20 protein-coding genes are annotated in these 17515 nt (G+C 61.4%); 6 read left to right on the forward strand and 14 right to left on the reverse strand.

The window, feature by feature from the left end:
* The 4 genes from Y708_RS0117320 to ychF all read right to left on the reverse strand — a co-directional run.
* The coding region (locus Y708_RS0117320; protein ID WP_035776731.1) for an IS110 family RNA-guided transposase at window positions 1–836 on the reverse strand (836 nt) is incomplete at its 3' end.
* 426 nt (window positions 837–1262) lie between these two features.
* A complete protein-coding gene (locus Y708_RS0117325; protein WP_028280903.1) occupies window positions 1263–1553 on the reverse strand; it encodes a type II toxin-antitoxin system RelE/ParE family toxin in 291 nt (96 codons plus the stop codon).
* On the reverse strand, window positions 1550–1783 hold the full coding sequence (locus Y708_RS0117330) for a type II toxin-antitoxin system ParD family antitoxin (RefSeq protein ID WP_028280904.1): 234 nt from the start codon (window positions 1781–1783) through the stop codon (window positions 1550–1552). Before Y708_RS0117330 ends, Y708_RS0117325 begins: the two co-directional genes overlap by 4 nt.
* A 239-nt stretch (window positions 1784–2022) precedes the next feature.
* On the reverse strand, window positions 2023–3108 hold the full coding sequence (gene ychF / locus Y708_RS0117335) for a redox-regulated ATPase YchF (protein ID WP_028280905.1): 1086 nt from the start codon (window positions 3106–3108) through the stop codon (window positions 2023–2025).
* Between the two features lie 89 nt (window positions 3109–3197).
* Between ychF and Y708_RS0117340 the strand changes: the two genes are divergently transcribed.
* Entirely contained in the window at window positions 3198–4448 is a 1251-nt protein-coding gene (locus Y708_RS0117340) for a DNA recombination protein RmuC (RefSeq protein WP_028280906.1), read from the forward strand.
* Window positions 4449–4522: 74 nt separating this feature from the next.
* Here the strand turns inward: Y708_RS0117340 and Y708_RS0117345 are convergent, their stop codons facing one another.
* Both Y708_RS0117345 and Y708_RS0117350 read right to left on the reverse strand, forming a co-directional pair.
* Window positions 4523–5608: a 4-hydroxy-3-methylbut-2-enyl diphosphate reductase gene (locus Y708_RS0117345; protein ID WP_028280907.1), complete on the reverse strand. Its 1086-nt coding sequence runs from the start codon at window positions 5606–5608 to the stop codon at window positions 4523–4525.
* Between the two features lie 117 nt (window positions 5609–5725).
* A complete protein-coding gene (locus tag Y708_RS0117350) occupies window positions 5726–6568 on the reverse strand; it encodes a hypothetical protein (RefSeq protein WP_028280908.1) in 843 nt (280 codons plus the stop codon).
* Between the two features lie 252 nt (window positions 6569–6820).
* Between Y708_RS0117350 and xseA the strand changes: the two genes are divergently transcribed.
* Entirely contained in the window at window positions 6821–8101 is a 1281-nt protein-coding gene (xseA, locus tag Y708_RS25960) for an exodeoxyribonuclease VII large subunit (protein WP_051479121.1), read from the forward strand.
* Window positions 8102–8108: 7 nt separating this feature from the next.
* Window positions 8109–8360, forward strand: a complete 252-nt coding sequence (locus tag Y708_RS0117360) for an exodeoxyribonuclease VII small subunit (protein ID WP_028280909.1) — start codon at window positions 8109–8111, stop codon at window positions 8358–8360.
* Window positions 8361–8437: 77 nt separating this feature from the next.
* Here the strand turns inward: Y708_RS0117360 and Y708_RS0117365 are convergent, their stop codons facing one another.
* From Y708_RS0117365 to Y708_RS0117380, 4 genes are all read right to left on the reverse strand, one after another.
* Window positions 8438–9292 carry a PPK2 family polyphosphate kinase gene (locus tag Y708_RS0117365; protein WP_028280910.1) on the reverse strand — a complete coding sequence of 285 codons (855 nt, stop codon included), beginning with the start codon at window positions 9290–9292 and terminating at the stop codon, window positions 8438–8440.
* 24 nt (window positions 9293–9316) lie between these two features.
* Window positions 9317–10534, reverse strand: a complete 1218-nt coding sequence (locus tag Y708_RS0117370) for a pyridoxal phosphate-dependent aminotransferase (RefSeq protein ID WP_028280911.1) — start codon at window positions 10532–10534, stop codon at window positions 9317–9319.
* A 93-nt stretch (window positions 10535–10627) separates the two neighbouring features.
* Complete coding sequence (rsgA, locus tag Y708_RS25965) at window positions 10628–11698, reverse strand: ribosome small subunit-dependent GTPase A (RefSeq protein ID WP_051479116.1); 1071 nt, start codon at window positions 11696–11698, stop codon at window positions 10628–10630.
* A gap of 185 nt (window positions 11699–11883) precedes the next feature.
* On the reverse strand, window positions 11884–12333 hold the full coding sequence (locus Y708_RS0117380; protein WP_028280912.1) for an NUDIX hydrolase: 450 nt from the start codon (window positions 12331–12333) through the stop codon (window positions 11884–11886).
* 125 nt (window positions 12334–12458) lie between these two features.
* On the opposite strand from Y708_RS0117380, the gene Y708_RS25970 reads away from it, so the two are divergent.
* Window positions 12459–12902 carry a MarR family winged helix-turn-helix transcriptional regulator gene (locus Y708_RS25970; protein WP_035776726.1) on the forward strand — a complete coding sequence of 148 codons (444 nt, stop codon included), beginning with the start codon at window positions 12459–12461 and terminating at the stop codon, window positions 12900–12902.
* A gap of 25 nt (window positions 12903–12927) precedes the next feature.
* On the opposite strand, the gene Y708_RS0117390 is transcribed toward Y708_RS25970, so the two are convergent.
* Window positions 12928–13836, reverse strand: coding sequence for an N-acetylglucosamine kinase (locus Y708_RS0117390; RefSeq protein WP_028280913.1), 909 nt, complete (start codon window positions 13834–13836; stop codon window positions 12928–12930).
* Window positions 13837–13859: 23 nt separating this feature from the next.
* On the opposite strand from Y708_RS0117390, the gene Y708_RS0117395 reads away from it, so the two are divergent.
* Window positions 13860–14429, forward strand: coding sequence for an Lrp/AsnC family transcriptional regulator (locus tag Y708_RS0117395; protein WP_081746941.1), 570 nt, complete (start codon window positions 13860–13862; stop codon window positions 14427–14429).
* A gap of 4 nt (window positions 14430–14433) precedes the next feature.
* Here Y708_RS0117395 and Y708_RS29370 read toward each other — a convergent pair whose 3' ends face one another.
* Window positions 14434–14631: a hypothetical protein gene (locus tag Y708_RS29370; RefSeq protein WP_155853917.1), complete on the reverse strand. Its 198-nt coding sequence runs from the start codon at window positions 14629–14631 to the stop codon at window positions 14434–14436.
* Between the two features lie 501 nt (window positions 14632–15132).
* Window positions 15133–16395 (reverse strand): MFS transporter, encoded by a 1263-nt coding sequence (locus Y708_RS25975; protein WP_035776727.1) that lies wholly within the window; start codon window positions 16393–16395, stop codon window positions 15133–15135.
* 143 nt (window positions 16396–16538) lie between these two features.
* On the opposite strand from Y708_RS25975, the gene Y708_RS0117420 reads away from it, so the two are divergent.
* The gene (locus tag Y708_RS0117420; protein WP_028280917.1) at window positions 16539–17015 is read left to right on the forward strand and encodes an Lrp/AsnC family transcriptional regulator; all 477 of its coding nucleotides are present in this window, start codon (window positions 16539–16541) and stop codon (window positions 17013–17015) included.
* Here Y708_RS0117420 and Y708_RS0117425 read toward each other — a convergent pair.
* Window positions 17012–17224, reverse strand: a complete 213-nt coding sequence (locus Y708_RS0117425) for a hypothetical protein (RefSeq protein ID WP_035776728.1) — start codon at window positions 17222–17224, stop codon at window positions 17012–17014. The two genes, Y708_RS0117420 and Y708_RS0117425, sit on opposite strands and share 4 nt — an antisense overlap.
* Window positions 17225–17515: the final 291 nt, after the last annotated feature.

Below are 17515 nucleotides of genomic sequence, written 5' to 3' on the forward strand. Positions count from 1 at the left end.
GTAGCGGCGGCGACCGGGCCGATGCCGGGGATTTCATCCAGGCGTGCCGCCGCTTCCGCGAAAGGGGCCAGCGCCACCTCGATCTGCGCGTCGACCGCAGCGATATCTGCGTTGATGCGATCGACGCGTTCGAGCATGGTGGCCAGCAGGAACCGGTGGTGGTCATCGAAGTGGCCAGTGAAGGCTTCCTCGAGGGCGCCGATCTTGGTGCGCATGCGGGCCCGTGCCATTTGCGCCAAGACTTTTGGGTTCCGTTCCCCATTGATCAGCGCGGCCATCATCGCCCGGCCGGAGACCCCGAAAATGTCCGAGGCGACAACGGAGAGCTTGATGCAGGCATCCTCGAGGAGTTTCTCCACCCGGTTCTTCTCCGCGCCCCGGACCCCGACGAGATCGATCCGGTACCTGGTCAGATCCCGCAGCTGGCGGATCGGTACCGGCGGGACGAAACTTGGACGCAGCATCTGGCGTTCGGCGACCTTACACAGCCAGACCGCGTCGATCACATCCGTTTTGGGCCGGCCCGGCAGGTGCTTCACGTCGCGGGCGTTGACCAGCCACGGATCCAACCCGTGGGCCTCCAGCAGATAAAATACCGGTTTCCAGTAATCGCTGGTCGCCTCCATCACCACCCGCTCGACCCCCAGATCCAGGAGGTGATGAGCCAACTCGGTCAATGACCGGGTCATCGTCGAGTGCGTCGAGACTTCCTGCAACCGCTTCCTCGAACCCTCCGGACCGGGAACCCGGACACAACACGCTACTTCGGCCTTGCCAATATCCAGGGCAGCAACCCTGGCAATAATCTGTTCCTCATCCTGGGACTGCGCCAACACGGCCCTCGCCCGACCTTTCCCTACCCTCGTACCTGATATGGACAGGTGGCCGCCTGCGGGAATCACAACGGGGAAAAGCTGAATCTAGTCCTCGTGCTCAATCAATCGGCAACAGTGAAGGGCCCACGGCGTGATCCCCAATGCCCGGCTAGACGACGGCCTCAACGAACCATAGGGATAACGGCATCGACAGGCGACCACAACAACATTTTCAGCCCGGAACGGGCGTCCCGCAAGGGACACCTTGGCTAGACGGGGGACTTCGGACCGAGGTTTAAACTGCTGCGGCAGAATCAAGCCAATCCTGAAACTTATTACTATGCAACGGCTACCGGAACCCGGAAAAGATGCCCGGGCCTCCACATTGAATCTAAATTCCACCGAGTTCCGACACGAACCAACCTCTCAGCCAGCCACCAGAACCACCTACAAGTGCCGTGTCGGATCCATACGTTGGTGCAGGATGCGGATCACGTCCACACTGTCGCTTTTGTCGATATAGAAGACCAGATGGCTGCCGATGCCGTAGCGACGGTATCCCTCACGAATGTCGTCGCAAGTCCGTCCGCGATGAGGGTCAGAAGCGATGCGCTCGATCGCCGCCCTCATCTCGGATATGTAGATCTCAGCCTGATTCTCATCCCATCGCTCCTGAGTGAAGTCCCAGATCGATGACAGGTCTTTCTGCGCAGCCGGTGTGAGACGAATGCTCTTCATGACCTCTTCGACGCGACAAAGGCTTCGAAGTCGAAATCCTCCGGCCCGCCACTCTCTTCGCCCGTAATGAGCGCTGCCCTCAGCGCCGACATATGCGTCTCTTGGTCTTCCAGTAACCGGAGTCCAGCACGGACGACTTCGCTGGCAGACCGGTACCGTCCGGTCTCGACTTCGCGGGAGAGGAAGCCCGCGAAGTGGTCGTCGAGGCTGATTGAGGTGTTCTGAGCCATCCTTATATACTACCAAGGATTGGTAATTTCGAGCGAGAGCGCTAGTCGCAAATTTCGACATTTCTCCGCCTTGCTAGTGCTAGCTTGGTGACGTTCGTGGTGACATGTTTGTCGCGAGCGGCAGGACAACTAATGCCGCGCGCTATCCGATCCACGCACACGCTGACACGGCCCCGGTTGCCGAAGCAAGCGGGGCCGTGTCCAAAACGTGCGTGAGGAGACGTTAGAGCGCAACGCGACTACACATTGAATCTAAACTCCACCACATCGCCGTCGGACATGACGTAGTCCTTGCCTTCGATCCGGACCTTCCCGCGCGACTTTGCCTCAGCCATGGATCCTGCATCCATCAAGTCGTGGAAGGAAACAACCTCGGCCTTGATGAAGCCACGCTGGAAGTCAGTGTGGATGACCCCCGCTGCCTCAGGTGCTGTGGCACCCTTCTTAATGGTCCAGGCACGTGTCTCTTTGGGCCCTGCTGTCAGATAGGTCTGCAGCCCCAAGGTATGGAATCCGACATGGGCAAGCTGGTCCAGACCGGATTCATCCTGGCCGTTCATCTCCAGCATCTCCCGCGCTTCCTCGGGGTCAAGCTCAACGAGGTCGGATTCGAGCTTGGCGTCCAGGAAGATGCAGTCGGCCGGGGCTACGAGGGAACGCAACTCCGTCATCCGCTCCTCGCTCGCCAGGACTGCATCATCCGCATTGAATACATAGATGAAGGGCTTGGCCGTGAGCAGGCTGAGTTCCCGCAGGTGCTCCATCTCCAGCTTGTCCGAAGCCACCGAGGAAAAGATCGTGTCCCCGCGCTCAAGCACAACCTGCGCAGCCAGCAGAGCCGCCAGCTGCGCCGGTTCACGCTTCTTGATCTTGACTTCCTTCTCAATCCTGGGGATGGCTTTCTCCATTGTCTGAAGATCGGCAAGGATGAGTTCTGTGTTGATGGTCTCCATATCGGAGCTGGGGTCCACTTTGCCATCCACATGCACCACGTCGGGGTCATCGAAAACCCTGATGACCTGAGCTATCGCCTCCGCCTCCCGGATATTCGCGAGGAACTGGTTGCCCAGTCCCTCCCCTTCCGAAGCCCCCTTAACAATCCCGGCGATGTCCACAAAGGAGACAGACGCCGGCAGGATGCGCTGAGAGGCGAAAACTCCAGCAAGCTTCTCCAAGCGCGGATCGGGCAGGCTGACCATTCCGATGTTTGGCTCAATCGTTGCGAACGGATAGTTCGCCGCAAGAACCGCGTTTCGGGTCAGTGCATTGAACAGGGTTGATTTGCCGACGTTGGGCAGTCCGACGATGCCAATAGTAAGAGCCACGGGAGTAGAGTCTACCGTTCTGTGGTCCATCCCAGCGCGCCGGGCAGGCTTGAGCTGGAAATGTCAGAGCGGCCTGCAATGGTGGATACATGGACGGATTACTGATGGCCCTGCTGACATTGGCCCTTCTCACCGGCGCCCTGTTGGGTGCGGTCGGGATGGCTGTGCCCATGCGGCGCCGGGTCGGGCAGTTGCGGAGCGAAATTGACGACGCCGCCACCCGGCTTGGGCAGGCCGCGTCAGCGCGCGCTGCTGCCGAGGCAGAGAGCAGACTGCTGCTAACCCAAAACCACCAACTAACTGATCAAGCTTCAGGGGACAACTCCGTGCTGCGCGCGCTAGCGCCCGTCGCGGAGAAGTTGGGCCAGGTGCAGTCGCAGGTGGGACTGCTTGAACGGGAACGTGCACAGCAGTACGGGCAGCTTGCCGAACTGCTGCAGGAGGCTCGACTCGCTGACGCCAGGTTGCTGTCCACCACCCATTCGCTCGCGTCAGCACTCCGAAGCAACAGTGCGCGGGGCCAGTGGGGAGAAATACAGCTGCGCAGGGTAGTTGAGGCCGCGGGAATGCTCCCCCGGGTGGACTTTCTGGAGCAGGCCACCATTAATGTGGTCAGCACCGAGACCGGCTCCACGTCTGCGCGACCGGACATGGTGGTTCACCTGCCGGGCAACAAACAGTTGGTCGTCGACGCGAAAGTGCCGCTCAGCGCCTACCTTGAAGCGCATGGTCAAACGGGCGGGCACATCGACCCGCAACAGCCGGTCCCGGAGGACCGCCGCACCGCGCTGCTTGTGCAGCATGCCAAAGCGCTGAGGCAGCATGTTGACGCACTCGCCCGGAAAAAGTACTGGGACGGCACTGAAAACTCACCGGAACTAGTCGTCTGCTTCATCCCCGCAGAGTCTGTCCTGTCGTCGGCTCTTCAGGCAGACCCCAGCCTGCTTGACTATGCCTTCTCCCGCAACGTGGCACTGGCCTCACCCGTATCGCTGCTGGCTATCCTCAAGGGCACTGCGTTCAGCTGGCGGCAGGAAGTACTGACGGAGAACGCGCGCGAGCTGTTCACCCTCTCCCGGGAACTCTACGAGCGGCTGGGGACCATGGGGGGTCACGTCGCAAAACTCGGCAACTCGCTCAGGAGCTCGGTGGAGAGATACAACTCCTTTGTGGGCACCCTGGAGTCGCGTGTCCTGCCCACCGCCCGGAAGATCAATGCCTTTGATGCGGGGTCACTCGACCAATCAGATCAGGCCGCAGTTCCAGCCGTCGACGCAACCCCGCGGCTTCTTGGCGCGCCCGAACTCATCGATGGCGAAGAAGTGGAACGGAGCGCCTGAGATCTCGTTCCTCGCTTGGTCGATCGCCGGGAGCGGTGATCGACCACGGCCGCCAAGTCAGCGTGGCCATCCACTCAACTCGCTGGGCGCTGGCCCCGGCCTCCCAGCCCGCGGGAGGAGTCCCCCATAGCCTTCAATGCTGCACGGATTTCCTTTGGCAGCGAGAAAATGATGTCCTCCTCAGCCGTGACAACCTCTTCAACATCCCCGTAGCCATACTGGGCCAGCAGATTCAGCACGTCCTGCACCAGGTTCTCCGGCACTGACGCACCCGAGGTCACGCCAACGGTGGACACACCTTCGAACCAGGCCTCATCCACCTGATTGGCAAAATCCACCCGGTGTGAGGCCTTGGCCCCGTATTCCAATGCCACCTCGACCAACCGGACCGAGTTGGACGAATTGGCGGATCCAACAACAATCACCAGATCAGCGCTCGGTGAAATCTTCTTGATGGCCGCCTGCCGGTTGGATGTTGCGTAGCAGATGTCATCGCTGGGCGGATCCTGGAGAGTGGGGAAACGCGCCTTTAGGAGGTTGACCGTCAGCATAGTCTCGTCGACGCTGAGCGTGGTCTGCGAGAGCCAGATCACCCTGTCCGGGTCGCGGACCGTCACCTTGTCCACGTCTTCGGGACCGTTGACAATCTGGATGTGCTCGGGCGCCTCCCCCGAGGTGCCTTCCACTTCCTCGTGTCCCTCATGGCCGATCAGCAGAATGTCAAAATCGTCCTTGGCGAAACGGACCGCTTCACGATGGACTTTGGTGACCAGCGGGCACGTTGCATCGATGGTCCGCAGGCCGCGGTCCGCGGCGGACTGCACGACGGCGGGCGATACTCCGTGCGCGGAGAACACCACCAGGGCGCCCTCCGGAACCTCGTCGTTCTCTTCTACGAAAATCGCTCCCTTTTCCTCCAAGGTGCTGACGACGTGAAGGTTATGCACAATCTGCTTGCGCACATACACCGGCGGGCCATAGTGCTCCAGCGCCTTCTCAACGGCAATCACCGCCCGGTCCACGCCCGCGCAATATCCACGGGGAGCCGCGAGCAGTACCTTTCGGGGGCCGGTCACCGGCGCTGCGGAATGAACCTCTTCGGGCGAACGGCGCCGGCGGGGAACTGTGGGCATAGGCACCGAAACTGCTGTGCTGGTCATAGTGCCCATGCTATCTGCTGGATCTGCAGGAAGTCCCGGCACTGTTGCGTTGTCCGCTCAGAGCCGAGCGCCATCGATTGCGGTCTGAGTCTGCCATCAGCCCCGATCTTTCACTGCTCAGCGCCGCGGTCCACTCAACAGCCGCCCGGCAATCCCACCCACCAGTAGTATTACTCCGGCGGCAGCGACCGCGAGACAGTAGGGCTGGATGGAATCAACCGCCCGCCCAGTCAGTCCGTCCTTGAAAACAGCGGCAACAGCATCCGCATCGGGTGTCCGTTCAACCACACCTGGCGCCAGACCGGCAAGGAACCAGTATGCCGCCCCGATCACAACTATCCCCACGCCCAGCAGTGCGAGGGTAGTACTCCGCCGACGCGCAAAGAGCAGGCTGAGCACCGCTCCGACTGCTGCAGCGACAGCCATCGCCGGCCACAGCGAAGCCGCTGTCTCCAGCCGATCCAGGAGCGCCCGCTGATTGGACTGGCCAATATTAATCAGGGTCTGTTCGGGTTGGGGCACCTCAACTCCAAGCTGGTCACCCACAGCCTGCAGGGAGAGTCCCACCACTGGAGCGATGTCCAGAGTCAACGACGACGATGAGTCGGCTTCCGCCGGAAGCGACCGGGGATCGGCGAAGGTGAGTGCATGCGACCTGCGCAGGGATTCATCCCACGCCTGGTTGAATTCCGGCAGCCCTGTGATCTGCCCGGCGACTTCCGTGATCACGGGAGCAACGATCTCGTTCAACCCATCGGGCAGTCCGACGCCGGCGGTGGTCTCCTCCGCCAGCGCTGTGGTGAGTGCTTCAGTGAACTGCGGGTTGGACGCCAGCGGGGACGCAAGTTCGATGAATCCATCTTCGGCGACGAGGTTTGCGTCCACCCATGCGCCCGGTAGTGCGAGAGCGCCCAGTACAAGCGCAAACAAAGCAAAAAAGGCCGATCCAAGAGTCCGCATCCGCTCCCCTGTGTTCTTGAGGGCCGGTGAAGCCCTTGATCGATTATGCCTGTGTTGGCTGGTGCTTCGCTCTCGTGCGTGCTCCTCTCCTCCACACCGGCCCCTGAAATCAGCGAAGGTGGGTGCAAGCTGATAGACATTAACCCAGAGGACCATGAGACTCTGACACACAATCTGGAGATCCCACCAATGAACCACGACGGCGCGCAGCAACAGGCCCCCGCATCCGCCGGGCCAGCTGGCGTACGGCCAATGGAATCCACGTTGCCCGAAACCGCTGCGGAAACCTCTGCTGAGAACCCATGGCCCCTGCATCTGCTGTCCGAAAAACTTAAGGCGCACATTGAACGTGCACCGGCTGCCTGGGTAGAGGGCCAGGTGATCGAACTCAACAAACGAGGCACCATGTGCTTCGTCACCCTGAGGGATGTCGATGCCGAGATCTCGCTCTCACTCACGGTCTGGGGGACGGTGATGGAGCGGTTGTCCATCCCGCTGGAACGGGGATCCCGGGTGGTCGCCCGGCTCAAACCGGACTTCTGGGTGAAAACCGGCCGTCTCTCCATGCAGGCCTGGGACATCCGTCCCGTCGGTCTGGGAGACCTGCTGGCTCGAATCGAGCGGCTGCGCCATGCACTCGCCGGAGAGGGATTGTTTGCGGCCGCGCGCAAGAAGGCGCTTCCGTTACTGCCACACCGCATCGGGCTGATCACCGGGCGGGATTCAGATGCAATGAAGGACGTGCTGCGCAACGCCAGCCTCAGGTGGCCTGCGGTGGAGTTTGAAATCCGGGAAGTTGCAGTACAGGGCGTCAGCTCGGTTTCCCAGATCACCAGGGCGCTGGCCGAGCTCGACGCGATACAGGCTGTTGATGTGATTATCATCGCCCGGGGTGGAGGATCCATGGAGGATCTCCTCCCGTTCAGCAGTGAAGAACTGATCCGGGCAGTCTTCGCCTCGACTACGCCGGTGGTGAGCGCGATCGGTCATGAGGCGGACCGCCCACTCCTTGACGAGGTTGCCGATCTGCGCGCGTCCACTCCGACCGACGCCGCCAAACGTGTGGTCCCGGATGTCTCGGAGGAACTTGATCGTATCCGCCAGGCCAAGGCGCAGATATCCCGCGCAGTTGACCTGCTGCTCAGACGGGAGACCGAGAGGCTGGCGCAGCTGAGGTCCAGGCCCGTGCTGGCGCAGCCCGGCGGGATGGTCACTGTGCGTGCGGAGGATGTTCACCGGCTGCGCAACCGGGCGATGGTCGCGGTTGAAGCCGCAGTCAACCGCGACATCGACCGGATTGGGCACTTCCGGGCACAGATACGGTCCTTGTCACCGCAGAAGACCCTGGACCGCGGCTACGCCGTGGTACAGCTTGCTGACGGTTCCATAGTCCGGGAGGCTGCAATTGTTGAGCCCGGCACAGAGCTCTCCATCAGGGTGGCCAAGGGCGAAATTCCGGCACAGGCGGTTGCCCGCCCGGTGCCGGAACTGCCACCTGGCCGCACCTCCAACAGCAATCAGAGAAGAAAGTAAGTACTTTATGAGCCAATCATCCCCAGAGGCCGCCAAGCTTCAGGAAGCCGACGTTTCCGGCCTGAGCTACGAGGAGGCCCGGGAGCAGCTCGTGAAAGTGGTCAGCCAGCTAGAGACCGGCGGGGTCACCTTGGAACAGTCGCTCGCCCTGTGGCAACGCGGCGAGGAGCTGGCCGATCACTGCGAATCCTGGCTGGAAGGCGCGCGCAAACGTCTCGTCGCGGCCCGGGAAAAAACCAGCTCCACGGACAGCGAGTAGGGCGGATCTCCACGCGGGCCTGACAGCCCTTGGTCGATCACCGGGGAACGAGCGCGTGGAGATGCGCTCACAACGAATCAGGTCGCGGCGAGCTTGACCATTTCTTGCCGCACGTCGAAGGTGGCTTTTGGCCAGCTGAGCTGCATCTGGTTCAACGCGTCGATCAGGAGTTGCTGAACGGCTATGCGTGCATACCACTTCCGGTTGGCCGGCACCACGTACCACGGTGAATCCGGTGTGCTCGTGCGTTCAATCGCAATCTGGTAAGCCTCCTGGTAGGCGTTCCAGTGTGCCCGTTCCTCAAGATCACCCGGGTTGTACTTCCAGTGCTTGTCCCGGCGTTCGAGCCGTTCGGCCAGCCTCTTCTTCTGTTCCTCTGCGCTGATGTGCAGCATCACCTTGATGACGCGTGTTCCACCTTTGACCAGGCCCGCCTCAAAGTCACGGATCGCCTGATACCGCTCCTCGATCACCTCAGGCGTGGAGAAGCTGCGCACGCGGTGAATAAGGACGTCTTCATAGTGGGAGCGGTCGAATACACCGATCATTCCGGCGGTGGGCAGTTGCTTTTCGATGCGCCAGAGGAATGGATGACGTTTCTCGGCTGCGGTGGGGGCTTTGAAGGCGTGATGGTGAACGCCCTGGGGATCAACGGCGCCCACCACATGGCGGACTACTCCCGCTTTGCCTGCGGTGTCCATGGCTTGGAGGATGAGGAGTACGGAGATCTCGCTTCCGAAGCGGCTCTCGGCAAACAGCTTCTCCTGCAGCTGCGACAACGATTCCTCTCCGGCGGCGAGCCGCAGCCTACCCTCCTTCTTTCCGCCACCGAAGCCTGGCGTGGCGGACGCGTCGATGGCATCCAAACGAATGTCCGGGGCGGCCAGGAGGGATTGGCTTGGGCTGACATCGAACTGCGGACTGGATGACATGGCACTCTCCTTAATGGAACTCGGTCAGGGCTTATACGTGCTCAGGAACTCAGCCAGGCGGCCGATGGCGTCTTCGATATCCTCGACACTCGGCAAAGTGACCATGCGGAAGTGGTCAGTATTGACCCAATTAAACGCGCTGCCGTGGGAAATAAGGATCTTCTGCTGCTTGAGCAGGTCCAGGGCAAACTGCTCATCATTCTTAATGGGGTAGACCTCTGGATCGAGCTTGGGGAAGAGGTACAGGGCGCCTTGGGCCAGTTCACACGTCACGCCCGGAATCTGATTGAGCAGTTCGTAGGCCTTGTCCCGCTGTTGCTTCAACCGGCCGCCCGGGAGAATGAGGTCGTTGATGCTTTGATATCCGCCGAGGGCAGTCTGGATGGCATGCTGGGCAGGAACGTTGGCGCACAACCTCATGTTTGCCAGCAGGTTGATGCCCTCGATGTAGTTGGCCGCGCGGTGCTTGGGGCCGGAGATCGCCATCCAGCCGCTGCGGAAGCCTGCTATCCGGTAGGCCTTCGAGAGCCCGCTGAACGTCAAGCAGAGCACATCGTCCCCGGTGATGGATGCAGCATTGATGTGAACGGCGTCGTCGTACAGGATTTTTTCGTAGATCTCGTCCGTGAAAATGATGAGGTTGTTCCGGCGTGCCAGTTCAACAATCTGTTCGATAACCGGTTTCGGGTACACCGCGCCGGTGGGATTGTTGGGGTTGATCAGAACAATTCCCTTGGTGCGGGGGGTGATCTTCGATTCCATGTCCTCAAGGTCAGGCCACCAGTGGTTCTCCTCGTCACACAGGTAGTGCACAGCCGTTCCACCGGCCAGGCTGACGGAAGCAGTCCAGAGGGGATAGTCGGGCGTGGGAATCAGGATCTCGTCGCCGGTGTTGAGCAATGCCTGGAGCGAGAGTGTAATGAGCTCGCTGACGCCGTTGCCCAGATAGACGTCGTCAACATCAATGTGCTGGATTCCACGGCTTTGGTAATACTGTACGACGGCGGTCCGGGCGGAAAAGATACCCCGTGAGTCACTGTATCCCTGGGCCTTGGGCAGATGCCGGATCATATCCACCAGGATTGCGTCGGGCGCCTCAAATCCGAACGGGGCGGGATTTCCGATGTTCAGCTTCAGGATGCGGTGGCCTTCCGCCTCCATGTACTTGGCGTGCTCAAGCAGCGGCCCCCTAATGTCATAGAGAACATTCTGGAGCTTGTTTGATTGCTTGAATTCCGCCATTACCAAAGGATGCCACAGCGAACCCCTGCCGCGTTGAATTGTGATGCATCCAACGCGGCAGTGGGCGTCATTCCAATCTGCCGCACCTCGGAATCAGGCCTCCCGGAACCTGTTGCGATAGTCCTTTGCCATCGCCGCCTCCTTGTCCATCTTGTGAAAACCGCGCGCGTGCTTGCGCTGCTCAGCACTGTTTTGCCTTCGGTGAAGCCTGGCCAACTCCCGCTGCATCTTGCGGTAGCTGTTCCACCGGCGCTCCTCGAGCGTCCCGTTGGAGATGGCGTCCTGGACAGCGCACCCGGGCTCGGATTCATGGCCGCAGTCGTTGAAGCGGCATTGCCCGAACAGTTCCTCGATGTCTCCGAACACCGCCTCCATGCCAGCCTCCGCATCCCACAGCGCAAAGCCCCGCACCCCTGGCGTGTCCATCAAAACAGATCCACCCCGCAGTGGAATCAGTTCCCTGGCAGTGGTCGTATGCCGCCCTCTTGCGTCTCCGGCACGAACATCCCCGGTGTCTTGGATGTCCTCACCCACCAGGGCATTGATCAGCGTGGATTTGCCGGCGCCGGATGGTCCCAGGAAGGCAACAGTCTGACCGGCACCCACCCGGAGCAGGAGAGCATCGAGGCCGTCCCCGGTTTCGGCCGATGTGGTGAACACTTCCACTCCGCGCGCCTGATCCACGGTCTGCGCCACCACGTCGTCGAAACGGCTGGAAAGATCGGCCTTGGTCAGGATCACCAGCGGCACTGCGCCGGAATCCCAGGCTGCGACAAGGGTCCGTTCGAGCCGGTTATGCGAAAGCGGCCGGTCAATCGGGACCACAACGCCGACGAGGTCAATGTTGGCAGCCAGCACTTGGGCCTCGGCCAGCGGGTCGAACGCCTTCTTGCGCTGCAGAGTCGAGTAGCGGGGAACGAGGCCGACGACGGCGGCATCCGTGCCGTCGTCGTTCCCGGTTTCCAACGCCACCCAATCGCCGGTGGCGAGTTCACGCTGTATCTCCACATGCTCAGTGCCCTCGGCTGTAGCGAGAAGCACCCTCCCGCGGTCCACCCGGATCACGCGGGCTGGCTGGACGGACGGAGACAGCGTGACAGGGAAATGAAAGGAAAAGAGACTGCTGATGCGGTCGTTAAAGCCGTAGCTCAGTAGATTGTTCAACGTTGATCCTCAGTTGAGGCCTCACCGTTGGTCGCCGGACTTGGTTCAGCTGGTTCTACTTACGCGGCAACGTCGGTGAGGCGGGTTTCATGGGTTGTATACGGGGAAAAACCGCAGGGACAATGACCTTCTTCATGACTACCCACCTCCTTGTTGTGTTCGCCTCTTGCCGGGACCGACGAAATCTATGGTAGCGCTTTGGCGGCGTTTTGGCAGTAGAGTTCCAACGCGGTGTCCACCAGCCCTACACGGTGCAAGTCCGGGACGCTTTCCAGAGGTATCCACGCGGCCTCATCGGTGGAACCGTCGGACTCGTGTACCAGCGAACCCGCCACGGTGTGCGCGCGGTAAATGATGCGCAGGGCGTGAAGAGGCCGGTTCGTCCTGGACATCCGCTCGTGCACGGGAACATGGTGGCTGTCCACTCCGAGCAGGCCGTCCAGCTGCGCTGTGTAGCCAGTCTCCTCGAAAATTTCACGGACAGCGGCCGCGGGCGCATCCTCACCCAATTCGAGCCCGCCACCCGGGAGTGTCCAGCCTGTCTTTCCACCTTCGTTCCAATGCGCCAGCAGAACAGCGCCGTTTTTGACAATTACGCCGTACGCACCAACGCGGGTGTCCCATTCCGTAGCCATGGTCCCAAGCGTATCTACCGGCCGTTCGAGGAGGACCTGCTGATGTGATGGAATTTTGTGGGACGCTATTTCGCCGCCATTGAGGGCTCTTGACTTCCCGCATGAATTGTTAACTACTTAACGATATGGATCTGCGCAACTCGACGGTGTTCAAACTGCACCGGGCAACCGTCCTCGTCAACCGGGTGGCGGATAACTATCTTCTGGCCGGGCATGGTATCCGCTATGCGCCGTTTCTACTTTTACTGGTTGTGCGAATTAACGGGCCGTCGAAACAACAGTCGATCGCCGATTCCCTCGGCGTCAGCCGTGCCTCAGTTACTCAGCGGGTGCAGTTGTTGAGCGCGCGGGGCCTGCTGGATGTGCGCATTCATGAGGGAGACCCAAGGTCCAACCTGGTTGACCTGACGCTTTCGGGCCGCCGTCTCACCGACGCCGCCTGGCATGGACTCGAGACCGAACTTGGCCGAGTGGACCGTGGCGTGGACGACGCCGTCCTCCGCGAACAGTTGGACCGGTTGATCGATAACAGCACCGCAACACTGGCCTCCCGGACCGTGGACAGGTGACCTGGAGGCGGGCGCTGGCGCCGATTCAGTCGACCGGAATGCCAGCACGCAGCAGGTATTCGACGCCCATCACCGGATCCGCCGTCAGGAAACGCACACCATCCAGTTCCCGTGCCAGCAGACCGCTTGTGATCAGGCTTTGCATGGCGGGCTGGTTGACGGCCAGTCCGCCGCCAATGATGACCGGTCCGCTCACTCGGAGAACGCCCGCAACATCCGCCACCAGTGAGCAGATGTGCGCAGCGGCAGCATCAATAATGCCGGCTGCACCTGTGTCCCCGGCCGCGGCAGCTGAAAACACCAGTCCGGCCTGGCCCGCCCAGTAGCGCCGTCCGGTTTCCCCGTGGAAGAGTGCAATCAATTCCTCCGGGTTGTGGACACCATTGGCCTTGAGCACGGAGTCTCCAAGAATCCCTGGTTCGTGTTCAAGATTGAACCGGTGCAGCGTCAGGCGGACGGCCTCGCGGCCCACCCAATATCCGCTGCCTTCATCCCCCAGCAGGTACCCCCACCCACCGGAACGCGCCTCACGCCCAGCCGCGTCCACTCCCCACGCAACCGAACCGGTTCCCACAATGACAGCTATCCCCGTCGACGCGCCGCCGGCGGCGAGAATCAGGCGGGTGTCATGCACCACGTCCACACTGGCACCGGGCGCATGGGGCGCAATCAGCGCACGAAGCTGCGCGGCGTCGTCGTCCGTGTCCACGCCGCCCGACCCCGCGATGACTATCCCCACCCGGCCACCAAGGCTGGTAAACAGATCGGCCAGGTTCCGGGCCGCTGCATCCGTCGAAACATTCTGCACGTTGGCGCTGCCCGTTTTTGCCTCAGCCACGACAGCACCGTTGCGCCACCGCACGCCGTGCGTTTTGGTGCCACCGATGTCGAGGCCAACGACATCGGCCAGTTCAGGGTCAGGAGATTTGGGCATGCGTCTAAGAGTACAAACAATTCATGGCAGCTCCCACGACCCGTGCCCGCCGCACATCGTCGCCCCGGTACTCTGGGAGGACCCCCGATGCAGACGAGGATGTGACAGTGGCCCAGCCCAGCCAGCCGACCGGAGCCGAACTGGATTCCATCGACCGCAACATAGTGTCGGCACTGGTGGCGGACGCCCGGATTACCAATGCCCAGCTGGCCGAACACGTAGGTGTTGCGCCGTCCACCGCGCTGCTGAGGACGCGCCAGCTCATTGAACGGGGAGTCATCACCGGCTACCACGCCCAGCTACACCTTCCGTCCGTAGGACGCTCGGTTCAGGCGCTGGTTTCAGTCCGTCTCAAGGGACACAACCGAGACGAGATCGACCGCTTCACCTCCCGGGTTCCGCGGCTCCCCGAAGTGGTCTCCACCTTCCACGTAGCGGGTTCGGTGGACTATATGATCCATCTTGCCGTCGCGAACAGTGAAGTGCTCAGGGACTGGGTGCTGGATCACCTCACCACCGATCCGGTGGTGGGCCATACCGAAACCACGCTGGTCTTCGACCATATGGCGGGGAACGCGGGGCCGCTGCCCTAAGAAATCAGCTCCAGAGCCCCGAGTGGCGCATCGCCGTCCGGTCGCGCAACTGCTCCTCGTGCTGTGCGAAGGCTTCGCGGCTGCGTTGATGTTCCACAGCAAGCCGCTCCCCTGCCGTGATCAGGAAGCGGCCAACGGTGATCAGTAGCGCTTCGAAGCCAGCGGGTTTCGCCATTGATGGATAACTTGTGATTGCAGTCATTTTTTTTGCCTCTTTCTCGGCCGTGACGGGTGCCGAAAACTGGTCCCGCAGGATTAGGGAATGCATTAATGTGGATCTGCACCGCGCGGGCATTGGGGTTGTTGTCATTGCGGTGCCGGTACTGGTCGAAGAGTTCCCGCGCGTAGCTGTGGAGGTCATTGGACAACTCCGTAAGCTCGGCAGCTGTCAACCGTGTGTTCATGGTTGAGATGTTGGAACCCTCCGACCATTCCGGTGGGAGCAGGTTGTCACCGTGCTCCATAAAATCCTCAAGCAGTTGAGCACGGCTATGGCCAAACTGGCGGTTGACCATACGCAACGCGTCCTTGGTGGCCGGATCGTCGCCGAGCTCTTGGGAATGGATACTCAGGGAGCCCGGCGTCCGCTCCCACCAGCGCTCACGCGCCGAACCCCGGCCTTCGATCTCTCGCACGAAGTCATGCTTGTCCAGTTGCCTCAGGTGGTAGCTTGTAGCCCCACTCGACTCCCCCAACCGCACCCCTAGAGCGCTGGCGGTCTGCGGCCCAAACTGCGAGAGACAGCCCTTCGGGCCACTAGCGCAGCCATTACCAGGCACGCGACGGTAATGGCTGCGGAGAACGCGGCAACCGCGGCGTCAAGGCCCCACGCAGTTGCCAACGCTCCGAGGCCGAGGACCGGCACCGCGCTTCCAAGGTAGGTAATGACGTAAACGGTGCTGATGATCTGCGCGTGCTGAGACGGTTCCACTTGCATGGCCACCTTGTTGAACACAACCCGGAACGCGGCGCCCTGGCCCACTCCTGCGGCGAGGCAGCACACCACCAGCAGTGGAAGACTTCCAGCCAGATGTGCAACGGGGATGCCCGCCACACCACATCCCATCAGCATCAGGCCGGCAGGCACCAGAAACCTTCCACGCAGCGACAGCAACTGACTGAACGCAGAGGATGCCAGAACCAGCGCAGCCAGCAGGCCGATGACCGGTCGGCCAACCTCGCCGGTGATGTCTGTGAAATAGGTAGGAGCGAGGCTGAGCGTGAATCCGAAGACGGAAAAGCTGAGGAACCCGATGATGGAGGCTGTCCAGAAGGAACGGGCTGCAGCCCTCGATATGGTGGGCCTGCGCGGCCTGAGGGCCGTGAGCGGCCGCGGCTGAACTGCCGGCTTGATGGCTGGCCGCGCTTTCAACACCAGAAGCGGGAGCAGCACCATGGCAAGAACTCCCCCATAGAGTGCAAAGGGAAGCGTGGTGGGGTCCGGCAGCAGAGACAATAGTCCGCCGATCACCGGGCCGGCCGCGACGCCGCCCGCGGATGCAAGCAGCGTGAACCTGGACGCCCATTCCGGCCTGTGCGGCAGCAGGTCGCGAAGCGCAGCCGCGCTGGCGCCTGTGGCCAGGGCAACAGCCGCGCCCTGCAGACAGCGTCCCAGCACCAGCACCGGCAGGGAGGTTGCAAGCCCAAAGACAGCCAGACCCGCAACACCTGTGAGAACCGCCAGCACCAAGGCCGCACGACGACCGATATGGTCCGACCAGTGACCCACCATCATCAGGCCGCCCACCAGGGTGAACACATAGGCGGAAAACGCGACAGTGGTGTCGAACGCCGAGAGTCCAAGGTCGGTCTGGATCAGCGCATAGAGTGGCGTAGCCAGATTGGCGCCGATCAGGAGAGCTGAGATAACGACGACGGCGAGCACCAGTCGTGCCTTGGTGGACGCGTCCCAGCCCCATCGGTGCGCATCGGCAGGCCGCATCCGCAACTCGCTGATGACGCTCAATGCCACTCCTCGGTTTGGCTTACATTTCAATCTCTAGAATGAACTATTGCCGCTACAATGGTCGGAAATGGTTGCTGATAATGATCATCGTGCTCAAAATCAGTGATCTGTATTGATTCCGATTGAGCCAAACGGAGAAATCTATGACTTCCCTCGACACTGTCGATTTGCGGCTGCTCCTGGAGCTCGTCAAGGACCCGCGTTCACAGATCGGCGAGCTCAGCACGGTGCTGGGCGTCGCCCGCAACACCGCACAGACACGCATCAGACGGCTACTGAAATCGGGTGTCCTCAGGCGCAGTGGGAGAGAACTGGACCTCGAGTCGCTGGGATACGACGTTGTGGCCTTCGTGACCATAGAAGTAACGCACCGCGAACTCGATGGTGTCGTTTCCGCCCTGCGTACCCTGCATCAGGTCCTGGAAGTACACGAAATTTCCGGCCGGGGCGATGTCTGGTGCCGGGTCGCCGCAACGGACACGCATCACCTGCAGTCGGCGCTGCGTTCGATCCTGCGGATCAAAGGGGTTATCCGCACCGAAACTGTGCTGGCGCTGCACGAGCACATCCCGTACCGGACAGAGCCGTTGCTTGATCGGCTTGCGTCCGGCTCCGTCTAATCGTCGTCGCCGTCGTCGTTCTGGCCGCCATCATCGTCGCCATCGCCGCCTCCACCCTCGCCCCCGTTGTCGTCGCCTGTGTCTCCGTTCTCTTGCTGCTGCTCCTGGTCCTGGGGAACTTCCGCTGGCTGCGTATCGTCACACCCAGTGAGAAACAACGCGCTCAGGGCGATGGCGGCGGGAAAGTATTTCAGCAGATCAATCTTCATGGAACCGCTCCTGTCTATTCGGGGATTTTCCTGGCGGCCTGGCGCCGACGTGGCTGTCCGACCGCTCACCATCACTGTAGGCCCCCGGAATGAGAGTCTGATGAGGATCGCGTTTCACCCGCCTGCCCGCATTCTCCGGGTTCTCATCTCCGTCTCATCATAAATGGGGATACTTGGAGGTATGGAAAGGGCGGAGCTCAACACCTGGATTGTTGCGGCCATCAGTGTGGGCGCCATGGTGGCCGCCGGACTCGGCCTGACAAGTACCCTGCGGGATCCGGCGCCGGAGCG

The sequence above is a fragment of the Arthrobacter sp. H5 genome (assembly GCF_000520595.1).
In the GTDB taxonomy this organism is placed as follows: Bacteria; Actinomycetota; Actinomycetes; order Actinomycetales; family Micrococcaceae; genus Arthrobacter_D.

Coding starts and splice junctions, on each gene's coding strand:
- Y708_RS0117325 (WP_028280903.1), bottom strand. CDS start 1,553: ATGAAGAGCATTCGTCTCACACCGGCTGCGCAGAAAGACCTGTCATCG.
- Y708_RS0117330 (WP_028280904.1), bottom strand. CDS start 1,783: ATGGCTCAGAACACCTCAATCAGCCTCGACGACCACTTCGCGGGCTTC.
- Y708_RS0117340 (WP_028280906.1), top strand. CDS start 3,198: ATGGACGGATTACTGATGGCCCTGCTGACATTGGCCCTTCTCACCGGC.
- Y708_RS0117345 (WP_028280907.1), bottom strand. CDS start 5,608: ATGACCAGCACAGCAGTTTCGGTGCCTATGCCCACAGTTCCCCGCCGG.
- Y708_RS0117350 (WP_028280908.1), bottom strand. CDS start 6,568: ATGCGGACTCTTGGATCGGCCTTTTTTGCTTTGTTTGCGCTTGTACTG.
- xseA (WP_051479121.1), top strand. CDS start 6,821: ATGGAATCCACGTTGCCCGAAACCGCTGCGGAAACCTCTGCTGAGAAC.
- Y708_RS0117360 (WP_028280909.1), top strand. CDS start 8,109: ATGAGCCAATCATCCCCAGAGGCCGCCAAGCTTCAGGAAGCCGACGTT.
- Y708_RS0117365 (WP_028280910.1), bottom strand. CDS start 9,292: ATGTCATCCAGTCCGCAGTTCGATGTCAGCCCAAGCCAATCCCTCCTG.
- Y708_RS0117370 (WP_028280911.1), bottom strand. CDS start 10,534: ATGGCGGAATTCAAGCAATCAAACAAGCTCCAGAATGTTCTCTATGAC.
- Y708_RS0117380 (WP_028280912.1), bottom strand. CDS start 12,333: ATGGCTACGGAATGGGACACCCGCGTTGGTGCGTACGGCGTAATTGTC.
- Y708_RS25970 (WP_035776726.1), top strand. CDS start 12,459: ATGGATCTGCGCAACTCGACGGTGTTCAAACTGCACCGGGCAACCGTC.
- Y708_RS0117390 (WP_028280913.1), bottom strand. CDS start 13,836: ATGCCCAAATCTCCTGACCCTGAACTGGCCGATGTCGTTGGCCTCGAC.
- Y708_RS0117395 (WP_081746941.1), top strand. CDS start 13,860: ATGGCAGCTCCCACGACCCGTGCCCGCCGCACATCGTCGCCCCGGTAC.
- Y708_RS29370 (WP_155853917.1), bottom strand. CDS start 14,631: ATGACTGCAATCACAAGTTATCCATCAATGGCGAAACCCGCTGGCTTC.
- Y708_RS0117420 (WP_028280917.1), top strand. CDS start 16,539: ATGACTTCCCTCGACACTGTCGATTTGCGGCTGCTCCTGGAGCTCGTC.
- Y708_RS0117425 (WP_035776728.1), bottom strand. CDS start 17,224: ATGAAGATTGATCTGCTGAAATACTTTCCCGCCGCCATCGCCCTGAGC.